The sequence below is a fragment of the Micromonospora deserti genome, from assembly GCF_003236335.1.
GTDB classification, from domain to species: Bacteria; Actinomycetota; Actinomycetes; order Mycobacteriales; family Micromonosporaceae; genus Micromonospora; species Micromonospora deserti.
Genome location: NZ_POUB01000203.1, coordinates 1 through 11,093, shown reverse-complemented (window position 1 = coordinate 11,093; position 11,093 = coordinate 1). Strand labels below are relative to the sequence as shown.

At 73.5% G+C, this 11,093-nt stretch carries 12 protein-coding genes; 5 read left to right on the top strand and 7 right to left on the bottom strand.

The window, feature by feature from the left end:
• Both C1I99_RS23315 and C1I99_RS23310 read left to right on the top strand, forming a co-directional pair.
• On the top strand, window positions 1-307 hold a 307-nt coding region (locus tag C1I99_RS23315; protein ID WP_233512668.1), incomplete at its 5' end, for a hypothetical protein.
• On the top strand, window positions 304-963 hold the full coding sequence (locus C1I99_RS23310; RefSeq protein WP_233512667.1) for a nucleotidyl transferase AbiEii/AbiGii toxin family protein: 660 nt from the start codon (window positions 304-306) through the stop codon (window positions 961-963). The genes C1I99_RS23315 and C1I99_RS23310, both read left to right, overlap by 4 nt.
• 138 nt (window positions 964-1,101) lie before the next feature.
• On the opposite strand, the gene C1I99_RS35240 is transcribed toward C1I99_RS23310, so the two are convergent.
• Window positions 1,102-1,278: a hypothetical protein gene (locus C1I99_RS35240; protein ID WP_438941439.1), complete on the bottom strand. Its 177-nt coding sequence runs from the start codon at window positions 1,276-1,278 to the stop codon at window positions 1,102-1,104.
• A gap of 207 nt (window positions 1,279-1,485) precedes the next feature.
• On the opposite strand from C1I99_RS35240, the gene C1I99_RS23300 reads away from it, so the two are divergent.
• On the top strand, window positions 1,486-3,276 hold the full coding sequence (locus C1I99_RS23300; RefSeq protein ID WP_111136343.1) for a bifunctional metallophosphatase/5'-nucleotidase: 1,791 nt from the start codon (window positions 1,486-1,488) through the stop codon (window positions 3,274-3,276).
• A gap of 120 nt (window positions 3,277-3,396) precedes the next feature.
• Here the strand turns inward: C1I99_RS23300 and C1I99_RS23295 are convergent, their stop codons facing one another.
• From C1I99_RS23295 to C1I99_RS23285, 3 genes are all read right to left on the bottom strand, one after another.
• Entirely contained in the window at window positions 3,397-3,588 is a 192-nt protein-coding gene (locus C1I99_RS23295) for a hypothetical protein (RefSeq protein WP_233512666.1), read from the bottom strand.
• Window positions 3,589-3,800: 212 nt separating this feature from the next.
• Window positions 3,801-4,598, bottom strand: a complete 798-nt coding sequence (locus C1I99_RS23290) for a DUF2785 domain-containing protein (RefSeq protein WP_111136342.1) — start codon at window positions 4,596-4,598, stop codon at window positions 3,801-3,803.
• Window positions 4,595-5,752 carry a geranylgeranyl reductase family protein gene (locus C1I99_RS23285; protein WP_111136341.1) on the bottom strand — a complete coding sequence of 386 codons (1,158 nt, stop codon included), beginning with the start codon at window positions 5,750-5,752 and terminating at the stop codon, window positions 4,595-4,597. Before C1I99_RS23285 ends, C1I99_RS23290 begins: the two co-directional genes overlap by 4 nt.
• A gap of 157 nt (window positions 5,753-5,909) precedes the next feature.
• Here C1I99_RS23285 and C1I99_RS23280 point away from each other — a divergent pair, with 157 nt between their 5' ends.
• Window positions 5,910-6,146: a hypothetical protein gene (locus C1I99_RS23280; RefSeq protein ID WP_111136340.1), complete on the top strand. Its 237-nt coding sequence runs from the start codon at window positions 5,910-5,912 to the stop codon at window positions 6,144-6,146.
• A gap of 85 nt (window positions 6,147-6,231) precedes the next feature.
• Window positions 6,232-7,677 (top strand): MFS transporter, encoded by a 1,446-nt coding sequence (locus C1I99_RS23275; RefSeq protein ID WP_111136339.1) that lies wholly within the window; start codon window positions 6,232-6,234, stop codon window positions 7,675-7,677.
• Between the two features lie 225 nt (window positions 7,678-7,902).
• Here C1I99_RS23275 and C1I99_RS23270 read toward each other — a convergent pair whose 3' ends face one another.
• From C1I99_RS23270 to C1I99_RS23260, 3 genes are all read right to left on the bottom strand, one after another.
• Window positions 7,903-8,520 carry a hypothetical protein gene (locus C1I99_RS23270; protein ID WP_111136338.1) on the bottom strand — a complete coding sequence of 206 codons (618 nt, stop codon included), beginning with the start codon at window positions 8,518-8,520 and terminating at the stop codon, window positions 7,903-7,905.
• 13 nt (window positions 8,521-8,533) lie between these two features.
• Window positions 8,534-10,318, bottom strand: a complete 1,785-nt coding sequence (locus C1I99_RS23265; RefSeq protein ID WP_233512665.1) for a DUF4012 domain-containing protein — start codon at window positions 10,316-10,318, stop codon at window positions 8,534-8,536.
• Window positions 10,319-10,481: 163 nt separating this feature from the next.
• Window positions 10,482-11,093: glycosyltransferase (locus tag C1I99_RS23260; RefSeq protein WP_146604031.1), on the bottom strand; the 612-nt coding region annotated here is incomplete at its 5' end.

Below are 11,093 nucleotides of genomic sequence, written 5' to 3'. Positions count from 1 at the left end.
CCACCTGGCCCGCCCGGGTCGCCCCGCCGTGGTGGCCCGTACCCTCGCCGAGCTCGCCGGCCCCACCCGCGGCGTGGTGGAGCTGCCGGTACGGCTGATGTGGAACGCCGATCGCACGTTCGACCTGGGCGACCCGGACCAACTGCTCTGGATGTACGAGAACGTGTTGCGCGAGACCACCCGCGCGGAGGATCTCCGCGTCCTGATCAACGGGCGGACGCTGCGCCGGGTGTGGCGGCTGCTCAACCTGCCCCGGGGCGTACGCCAGGCGTGGGAGAGCCGCCACCGGGGCCTGCGTACCGCGTGAGCAGCGCCCACCCGCACGAGTTCTACCGCGAGGTCGCCCGGGTGGCCCTGTCGGCCGCCGGACCACACCGGTTCGTACTCGGCGGCGGGGTGGCCTGGGCCGCACACGGCCTGGTCGCCCGTCCCACCGAGGACGTGGACCTGTTCGCCGACGTCGAGGGCGCGGCCGCGGCGGCGGCCACCGGAGTCCGGTCGGCGCTGGAAGGGGCCGGTTTCGAGGTCAGCGACGCCGACCCGGACAGCGACCTCGCCGACCTCTTCGACGGGTTCGCCCGCGACATGAAGGACTTCGTGGTGAGTCGGGCAGGCCGGCAGATCCGGCTCAGCCTGGCCCGGCTCGACCGCCACCGCAGCCCGGTGGTGATGGATCTGGGCCCGGTGATGGACGTGCGGGACCTGATGGCGAACAAGACCGCGGCGCTGGTCAACCGCCGGGAGGTACGCGACTACATCGACGTCTCGGCGGCCCTGGAGCACTACGACGTGGCGCAGCTGCTGGAACTGGCCCGGCAGCTCGACCCGGCGTTGGACCAGGAGGACGTCCGCGCCGCCGGACGCTACCTGGACCAACTCCCCGATCAACGCTTCGCCCGCTACGGCCTCGGCCCGGCCGCGGTCGCCCGGGTGCGTGAGCGGCTGGCCGCCTGGCCCCGCTGACCGCCACGCCCGGCAACCCCCGCGGCGGCACCGGTGCCGGCTGGGGACCGTCGACCCGTGGCGTACCCCCGCAAGCCCGCCACTGACCGGCGTCCGCGCCGGACGGTCCCCGCGGCCCACGACCGTCCGGCGCGGTGGTCACTTGGTGAGGCGGCCGCCGGTCACCCCGAGGATCTCGCCGGTGACGTAGCTGGACTCCTGGGAGGCGAAGAAGACGTATGCGGGGGCCAGCTCGGCCGGTGCTGCCCCGGCTGCCCCGACCGCTGGCCGTACTGGCCTCTCGGGTCCTGCTGGGTGTAACTGGTCCGCGCTCACCGACGCCTCCTCGCCCACGGCGGCTCCGTCCCTGACCGCCCTACCCCGCCACCGGCTGCGGAAACAACGACTGAGGTGTGACAGCTGGGCCTGGTGGGCGGGCGGTGGGCTGCAACACCCCGGGCTGCCGTGGCAGGAGTGACAGCGGGTCGTTATGGTGCGCTCGGGCGCTCACCAGGCGCCCTCACCCCCACGGAAAGGCACGTCATGACCTCTCCCACCGGTCCGTCGCGTCGCCAGCTGCTCGCCGCCGCGGCCGCGGCGGCGTCCGCCCCGCTGATCGCCGCCACCCCCGCCGCGGCGGCCGGCGCGGCCCCCTCGCGGACCTGGGACCTCACCCTGCTCGGTACCTCGGACACCCACGGCAACGTCTACAACTGGGACTACTACACCGACGCCGAATACGACGACAGCCGGCACAACGACGTCGGCGTGGCGAAGCTGGCCACCCTGATCAACCAGATCCGCGCGGAGCGGCGCGGCCGGGCGACGCTGGTGCTCGACGCCGGCGACACCATCCAGGGCACCCCGCTCGCCACCTACTACGCCAAGCAGGAGCCGATCACCACCACGGGCGAGAAGCATCCGATGGCCCGGGCGATGAACGTCATCGACTACGACGCGGTGACGCTGGGCAACCACGAGTTCAACTACGGCCTGCCGCTGCTGGACCTGTGGATCCGCCAGCTCGGCTTCCCGGCCCTGGCCGCGAACGCGGTCAACGTCGCCACCGGCAAGCCGGCCTTCCTGCCGTACATCATCAAGAAGGTCTCTCTCGGGTTCGCCGCACCGACCCTGCGGGTCGGCATCCTCGGCCTGACCAACCCCGGCAGCGCCATCTGGGACCGGGCCAACGTGGAGGGCCGGCTCCGGTTCGACGACATGATCGCCACCGCGGCGACGTACGTGCCGATCATGCGGGCCCGGGGCGCGGACATCGTGCTGGTCTCGGCGCACGGCGGTGACTCCGGCACGTCCAGCTACGGCCCGGAACTGCCGATCGAGAACCCGACCGCGCTGATCGCCGAGCAGGTCCCCGGCATCGACGCGATCCTGTTCGGCCACGCGCACGCCGAGGTCGTGGAGCGGTTCGTGACCAACGCACAGACCGGCGAGCAGGTGCTGCTCTCCGAGCCGTCCAAGTGGGGCCAGCGGCTCACCCGGATGGACTTCACGCTGGCCCGCGAGCAGGGCCGGTGGAAGATCACCAAGAAGTCCGCCACCATGCTGAACACCAACACGGTGGTCGAGGACCCGAAGGTCCTCGCGGCCGTCCGCGCCCAGCACCAGAAGACCGTGGCGTACGTCAACCAGGTGGTCGCGCAGTCCAGCGTGGAACTGTCCGCGGCGGAGTCCCGGTACCGGGACACCCCGATCCTGGACTTCATCAACCACGTCCAGACCGAGGTGGTGAACACGGCCCTCGCCGGCACCCGGTACGCCGGCCTGCCGGTGCTGTCGATCGCCGCGCCGTTCAGCCGGACCGCGGTCTTCCCCGCCGGTGACGTGAAGATCCGCGACGTCGCTGGGCTGTACGTCTACGACAACACCCTCGAGGCGGTCGTGCTCAGCGGCGCCGAGGTGCGCACCTACCTGGAGTACTCGGCGAAGTACTTCCGCACCCTCGCCCCGGGCGCCCCGGCCGAGCCGGAGCAGATCAGCGACCCGGCCGTGCCGGACTACAACTACGACGTCATCTCCGGTCTGGACTACGACATCGACATCGCCAGGCCGATCGGCCAGCGGATCACCCGCCTGGTGCTGCCCGGCACCGACACCCCGGTCACCGACGACGCGCAGTTCGTGGTGGCGGTGAACAACTACCGGCGCAGCGGCGGCGGCAACTTCCCCGGCATCGTGAAGGCCCAGGTCTACAACGAGCAGCAGGAGATCCGCCAGCTGCTCATCGACTGGGCGCAGGCCAAGGGTGTGATCGACCCGGCCGACTTCCACCAGCCGAGCTGGAAGCTGGTACGCGAGGGCGTGCCGGTCTTCTGACCCCGGTCGCCGGACGGTCCGTGGGCGCCCCGCCCGCGGACCGTCCGCGTCTCGGAGCCCGACCCGGGGGCGGGCCGACGGCCGGACCCGTCCCGGTTGGCAGACCACCGGTCGGCCCGGTCAGGCTCCGTTCCGCAGCTCCCACCGGGTCGAGTCGCCGGCCGGCTCGGGGCGGTCCCGCCGGGGATCGGTCTCGGTCAGCTCGACCCGCTCCTCTGGGCGGACCAGCTTCGGCGGTTCGCCGAACCGGACGTGACGCAGGAAGGCGTACTCCTCCTCGCTGAACGGCGACTCGGCCATCTCGTTCCCCACCCACGCCGTCATTCTCCGCCGTCGGGGATGCGGCCACCGGCGGGTCCCGTCGCGGAGTGGAGACATGCACCGTGTCGGTTGCGGGACGTTCTGGTCTGCCGTCGGCGCCGTCACTCCGCGTAAGGTGTCCTAGGATCCTGGGTGGGCTACTACGTCCGCTGCCGGCGAGGACGAATGCCGGACGATCAACCTCCCGCCGGTGACAGTCGGACTCAGTGGTGCTGGAAGACCGGGGCGAGGACCTCGACGAGCCGAGCCTTGACCGCGTCGCGGTGGGTCGGCACGAGCGGCGCTGGACCAGGGTGCGCGGCGATGCCGGTGTCGGTGTCGGACAGGACGTAGAGGGCCCGAAGGGTCCGCATCGCGTTCGACATCCGGGCCGGCGTGTTCCCCCGCGGCTTGGTCCCGAAGTCCGCCTCGATCAGGTCCAGCCAGCGCAGCGCGTCCTGCTCGGTCAGCTCGGGGCGGGCGAGTACCAGGGCGAGCGCGCGGGCCAGCCGGTCGTCCTCCTGCTCGGCCCAGACGTGGTCGGTCGGGGCGACCAGGCGGGCGGCGGCCAGGCCCAGCATCGCCGCCGGGTCGACGTCGGGGTGCCGGCCAAAGGTGGCGAGCAGGTCCGCTCCGTGCGCCACCGCGTGCAGCCAGCCGAGCTTCGCGTCCCACCCACGCAGGTCGTCCTCGGCGGGGTACCAGGCGGTGAAGGCGGCCAGCCAGGACGGCCGCAGGTCCCCCTGCCGGACGATCATGTCGAGAACCAGCGGGGCGAAGGCGCGGGCCTGCACCTCGGGGTCGGTGAACCGGTCGGCCATCACGTCACCCAGCGCATCTCGCCGGTCGGCGTCGATGACACCCCGGGCTATCCAGGTCTCCAGCACCACGTAGGGGGCGCCGTCCCGGATTTCCGGATCCGGGTCGCGCAGCGCGGCGGACAACTCGGCGACCAGGTCGTCCAGGGCGTGCCCGGCCGGCACGGCGAAGTCGTTGTTGTGGACATCCACCCAGTTGATCATGATCTGAGTCTAGTCGCCGGGCGCCGCGGCGCGGGGAGGCGGTCCAGCAGCGCCAGCGCGGCCCGCACCGGGGCCCGGGTCAGCGTCTCGTCGAAGGTGGCCTGTCCCTGGCAGAACCGGACGAACATCCGCCAGCCCGGGGGCGTGGCCAGCAGGGCGTGGAAGACCTCGGGGCGGCGGGAGAAGACCTCCAGCAACCGGTGCCCGGCCCGCATCGCCGGCACCAGGTCCCGCACCACCGCCCGGTCGTAACCGGCCAGGTCGCCGGCGGCTACGGCGGCGCCGGCGAGCTCACCGGAGCGCAGCGCGTGGCTGATCCCCTCCCGGCTCCACGGTTCCAGCAGCCCGGCGGCGTCGCCGACCACCAGCACCCGACCACGGCGCAGCGGCGAGCCCTCGGCCCGGCAGCGGGTCAGGTGACCGGAGTCGTGCGCCGGCACGATGCCGCCGAGCCCGAGCCGCTCGACGAAACCGCGCAGGTACTCCCGGGTCCGCTCCCCCGCGCCCCGCGCGGCGATCACGCCGACGGTGAGCAGGTCGCGTTTCGGGAAGACCCAGGCGTACGAGCCGGGCAGCGGACCCCAGTCCAGCAGCAGCCGGCCCCGCCAGCGGGCCTGCTCCTCGGCCGGGATCGGCAGCTCCCACTCCAGCCCCAGGTCGACCTGCCGGTGGCGGACACCCACGTGCCGGCCGGTGACGCCGGCCGAGCCGTCCGCGCCCACCACCGTGCGGGCGTGCACCGTCCCGCCGTCCGCCAGCCGCAGCCGTACCACGTCGGGGTCCTGCTCCACGGCGCGGACCGCGACGCGCTCGCGGACCTCGACGCCGGCGCCCACCGCCGCCGCCCGCAGCCGGGTGTCGAACTCCTCCCGGCGCACCATGGTCACCAGCGGACCGTCGGCATGCCGGCGGGTGAACGCGCGTCGCCCGTCCCGGGTGAAGGTGACCGTGTCGACCCGGTCGTGCGCGGGCACCTCGATCCGGCCCCTCACCGCCGCGAGCGAGGTGCCGATCAGCCCGCCCCCGCACGTCTTGTAGCGGGGATGGACGGCCCGCTCGACCACCAGGGTGCGCACGCCCGCACGGGCGGCGGCGTACGCGGCGGAGAGCCCGGCGGGGCCGCCACCCACCACGGCCAGATCCCAGACGACCACTGCTGCAGCTTAGGGCAACCGGTCGCCGGCGAGCCCGGCCCCGCCGCCGCCCCGGCGCCGTCGCGACCGCCCGATCGGTGGGCATCTTCGGTCATCGGCCGGGTAACCGGCGCAGCGCAGGCCGCCTGCGCACAGGCGGGAACCGAAGGAGGAAGCCATGCAGCAGGTGCAACTGTCGGACGTCGAGGAACGGGTGTACCAGGCGGTCGCCGCGCTGGAGGCGCGCGGCCACGTGCCGTACCCGGACCTGATCGCCGAGGAGGCCGGGCTGACTGAGGAGCAGTTGCACGCCCCACTGCACCTGCTCACCGAGAAGAACCTGCTGCACCGGGAGGACTCGCCGATGGCCGGGCTGGACTTCGGCCCCCGGTTCTGCGCCCGCCAGATGGCGTGATCCCCGGCGCGTCCCGCGACGGTTGGCCTCCCGCGGGCCGGGGTAGCGGTCGACAGTGCCGGACCGCCCGCCCGCGGAAGGCCGGATGAGCACGGCACGTACGCCGCGACCGGCCGGCGCCACCACGTCGCCGGACGACCGGCGGCGCTGGCACGCCCTCGGGGTGGGGCTGGTCGCCGCCTTCATGACACTGCTCGACGTGAGCATCGTCAACGTCGCCGTACCGTCGATCGACCGGGCGCTACGTGCCTCCCCCAGCGACCTGCAGTGGGTGCTCTCCGGGTACGCCCTGGCGTTCGGGCTGGTGCTGGTGCCGGCGGGCCGCTTCGGCGACGCCCGGGGCCGGCGCAACGTGTTCATCCTGGGCATCACGCTGTTCACCGTGGCAAGCGCGCTGGCCGGGCTGGCCCGCTCGCCCGAGTGGCTGGTCGCCGCCCGGCTCGTCCAGGGCGCCGCCGCCGGCGTGGTCAACCCGCAGGTCACCGGCCTCATCCAGGAGCTGTTCCGCGGGCCCGAACGGGGTCGCCCGTTCGGTCTGCTCGGCGCCACCATCGGCATCTCCACCGCGGTCGGCCCGCTGCTCGGTGGTCTGCTGATCGCCGTCGGGGGCGCCGAACACGGCTGGCGGTGGGTCTTCTTCGTCAACGTCCCGGTCGGCATCCTCGCCGTCGTCCTCGGCCGGCGCCTGCTCCCCGGCCGCCGGCGGGGTCGGCCCGACCACCGCCGGCTCGACCCGCTCGGCGTGCTGCTGCTCGCGGTCGGCGTGGTGCTGGTGCTGCTGCCGCTGGTGCAGCTGGACCAGCGGCGCGGCCCGGCGACCTGGCTGCTCGTCCTCGCCGGGATGCTCGTGCTGGCCGGCTTCGGCGGCTGGGAGCGGTGGTACGCCCGCCGGCACGAGCCGCTGTTCGACCTGCGGCTGTTCCGGTTCCGGTCGTACACCCTGGGGTCGCTGATCGCGCTGGTCTACTTCGGCGGCTTCACCGCGATCTTCTTCATCTTCGCGCTCTACCTGCAGAGCGGTCTCGGCTACAGCGCGCTCGTAGCCGGCCTGGCGATCACCCCGTTCGCGCTCGGGTCGGCCGCCGCGTCCGCGGTCGGCGGCCGGATCGTCGACCGCTACGGCCGCCCGCTGGTCGCCGTCGGGCTGGTCGCCGTGGTGGCGGGGCTCGGTGCGGTGGTGCTGGTCCTGGAGGTGGCACCCGCGCCGGCCCACGTGCCGTGGCTGACCGCCGGACCGCTGCTGGTCGCCGGCCTGGGCAGCGGTCTGGTGATCGCGCCGAACCAGACGCTCACCCTCTCCCAGGTGCCGGTGCCGCAGGCGGGCGGCGGCGCCGGCATGCTGCAGACCGGCCAGCGCATCGGCTCCGCCGCCGGCATCGCCGCCGTCGGCTCGGTCTTCTTCTCCTCGCTGGCCGCCAGCCACGGCGACTGGACAGTCGCCTTCCGCCGCGCGCTGCTGCTCGCCGCCGGGATCGTCGCGCTGGCGCTGGTCGGCGCCATGGTCGACATCATCCGAGGCCGCCGCCGCTGACCACCGCCGCCGTACGCCCCCGGCGGGCGGCGGCGGGTCGCGGCCGGGCCCGCCCGCTGAAGAGGACGCTGCCGGAACAGGCCGGGCGAGTCGTGGTCGTTCCGGTCACCCGGGTGACCCGGCTCCGCTGGTTGCGGAGCCGGGCGAGCATGCGCTGGCGCCCGTCGGAGGTGTCCGACGGGCGTCAGCGACCGAGGTGTCCGGGCCCTGCCCGGTGGCTCAGGGTCAGCGTGCGGCTCCGATGCCGAGGTGGTGGCGCTTGCGCCAGGCCAGCGTCATCAGCAGCAGCACGGCACCGGCGCCGACCAGCCCACCGCCGATCTTCATTGGCGTGCCCACGCTGCTTCCTGTCACGGGCAGCGGGGGCGCGCCGCGCACCGTGACCGTCGTGCTCGCCGTGCGGCCGGACGTGAGGCCGGTCGCGACGAAGCGGTAAACGCCGACGGAGTCCAGCCGGTACGTGGTGCTGAAGTCACCCTCCGCGTCTGCCGTCACGATACGAGCGGCCGGCGGCTGCGGCTGCCGGGCCGCCACCGGTGCCATTGCGATGGTGGTGCCGTCGCTGCGGCGGGCCTGGCCTGGCAGCGGGGCGGCGACCGGAACCGCGGACTCGAACGAGACCACGATCCGGACTTGCTCGCCGGGCAGGAATCCGGTACCGGTGACCGCGAAGGTCTGCCCCGGGGCGACGACAGGTGGGGCGGTAAGGGCCGCCGGTTGCGGGTATGGCGGTGGCTGCGTCGCCGTCGGCTCGGGCTGCGGCTGCGCCGCCCCCGCTGCGGTCGGCACGGCCACCACGGCCAGGCCGACCGTGAGCGCCATGATGATGCGGGATAGCCGCATGATTGGTTCCCTCCTACTGGTCACAGCTTGGTGCGGTAACAACATGGGTGGTCCATGGGGTGGCGGTGGGCGTGAGCCAGAGCTCGGCTGCTCCGGCGCCGGTCTTCGCCGTCAGCAGGGTGACCTCCAACGTGCGGGAGGCACCCGGGCCGACGTCGGCGGTGGCCCTGCCGACGCGACGACCCCGCTCGGCGCCGCTGCTCATCGGCGTCTCGACGCCGTCGAGGCGGGCTCCGAGCACCGCCCCGCCGGCGGGGCTGTAGACCGAGACCAGCGTCCTGACGGTGTACGGATCGCCTGCCAAAGCGAGACCGGTGACCGACTTGCTCAGACCGGACTTCGGTGCCGCCGAGTGCAGGGTCACCCGCAGCCGGAGCTCACGACGCCCGTCGGGCCGGCAATCGCCGACCGTCAGGGTCGCCGCCGGTCGCAGGTAGTAGCCGAGCTTCGCGCCGCTGCCGTCGTTGAGGAACACGCCGACCGTCGGCACGGTGTCCCGTTCCGGAAGCGTCCCGGCAATCCGGCTGTCGCCGAACGTCCGCTGTTCCTCTGGTCGGGCACTCCAGAACAATATCCGGCGTTCGGTGACGGCACGGTCAAAAGCGGACAACAAGGCCCTTGAGTTAATGTTTTCCTTCAAAAGGGCATTGAAGACGCCGGCGGCGGACGCGGCGAAGAAGGCGTCCTGCCGGTCGTTGTCCATCCGCTGGTAGCTGTCGCTGAGCAGGGTCCGCACGGCTGTGTCGCTGGCCAGCGTGAGACCGCCGGGCACCGACACCGGACCGGTGGCCTTCAACAGGTACGACAGCACCACCGGGTCCACGGCGAGGACGCCGTCGACGGTGCCGCCGGTCCGCCGCCGGAACATCTCCCGGTACAGCGCGGCGGCGGTCGGGAAGTGCGGCGTCAGGTTGACGTCCGCCGGATAGATCCCGGGCAGGTCGGTCCAGATGGCCCGCACCTCGGGGGGGACCTTGAGCGGCGGCAGGAAGTGGCCGAACGCGGCGCTGGTGCCCTGCCGGCCCAACCGGATCCGGCCGTCCTCGGCGTGGATCACCGCGTACGCGCCGACCATGCCGCCGGTGGCCCGTAGTTCGGCGGGATTCTGAAACACCAGCAGGTAGCGGCGGGGGCCGTCGACACCCAACAGGGGCGGCAGCAACCGGCTGGCCTGGTCCGCCGCGGCGGTGAGCGCGGCCAGCCGGTCGATCTCGCCCCGCAGGTCGGTCAGCGCCTCGCGAACCTGGCCGACCAGGCCGTCGGTCGGCACCGCGGCGAGACTCGCCCGGGTCTGCTGGACCGTGTCGTCCACGCTGGACAGCTGCGCGGAGACGGTACGCAGCCCGGCCGGGTCCAACCGCCCACCCGCGGGCACCAGGTCGGTGAGGTCGGTACGGAGCAGCGGCGGGAACGCCGTGCGGGCCAGGTCGTCGATCGCGACCGAAATCTGCCGCACCGCCGCCAGGTTGTCCCCGACGAACGGGGTGTGCCGGCCGAGCCACCAACCCGGGTCGCCGGTCGCCGCCCGGGCCGCCGCGGACTGCTCCTGCAGCGCGGCGAGCGTGCGCTGCGCCCGCCCGGTGTCGCCGCTGACCACCTGGGCGCTCAGCTCGCGGGCCAGCCCGGCGGCGTTGAGCAGGTGGGCGCGGGCCTGCCAGCCCCGGAAGCCGACCCAGCCGCCGGTCACCAGCAGCAGCGAGCCGACCACCAGGCTGGCGAGCAGGGCACGGCGCAGCCGAAGCCGGCGGCGCCGCCGGGACCGGCCACGTCGTCGACGCGGTCTCTCGCTCTGGGTCACACCACACTCCGTTTCGTGGAACCGGACAGAAGGCAGCATTTCTCCGACGTTCTTAGCATGTAACGTTCGGGATCGTGCCTCTATGGCGTTCTTTGACCCTTTTAGAGAACCTCTCGCGATCACCCCCGGCGGGTCCGCGCGCCGGTGCTCGCGGTCGATCCGGTCAGGGTGCCCCGGCACGCCCCGCCACCGCCTCATACAGCAGCCGCTCGATCCGGTCCACGCCCGCCGGCATCGACATCTCCCGCAGGTACGCCTCGCGGCCCCGCCGGCCCATGTCCGCCCGGGCCGCCGGGGGGATCGTGGCGGCCAACCAGAACCGGTCGGCCAGGGAGGCCCAGTCCTCCGGCGGGCAGGACAGCCCGGCCCGCGCCCGCTCGACCACCTCGGCGGTGTCGCCAGCGGCGGAGGCCACCACCGGCGCCGCGCAGGACAACACCGCCTGGAGCTTGGCCGGCAGGGTGCTGCGCAGCGCGGGCAGGTCGCGCAGCATGACCAGCTGATAGTCCGCGACCGCGTAGAGGTCCGGCATCTCCGGCGGTGGGCGGCGCTCCACGAACCGGACATTGTCGGCCCGCAGTTCGGCGGCGAGCCCCCGCACCCGCCGCTCGTCCGCGCCCGAGCCCACCAGGACGAGGTCCATCGTGCGGTCCAGCGCCGCGGCCGCCCGTACCGCCGTCTCCAGGCCGTGCCGGGCGCCGATGGTCCCGGCGTGCATGACCACGCAGCGGTCGTCGCGACGCACCAGGCGGCGGGCGGCCGGCACGGCCTGGAG

Coding starts and splice junctions, on each gene's coding strand:
- C1I99_RS23300 (WP_111136343.1), top strand. CDS start 1,486: ATGACCTCTCCCACCGGTCCGTCGCGTCGCCAGCTGCTCGCCGCCGCG.
- C1I99_RS23290 (WP_111136342.1), bottom strand. CDS start 4,598: ATGATCAACTGGGTGGATGTCCACAACAACGACTTCGCCGTGCCGGCC.
- C1I99_RS23280 (WP_111136340.1), top strand. CDS start 5,910: ATGCAGCAGGTGCAACTGTCGGACGTCGAGGAACGGGTGTACCAGGCG.
- C1I99_RS23275 (WP_111136339.1), top strand. CDS start 6,232: ATGAGCACGGCACGTACGCCGCGACCGGCCGGCGCCACCACGTCGCCG.
- C1I99_RS23270 (WP_111136338.1), bottom strand. CDS start 8,520: ATGCGGCTATCCCGCATCATCATGGCGCTCACGGTCGGCCTGGCCGTG.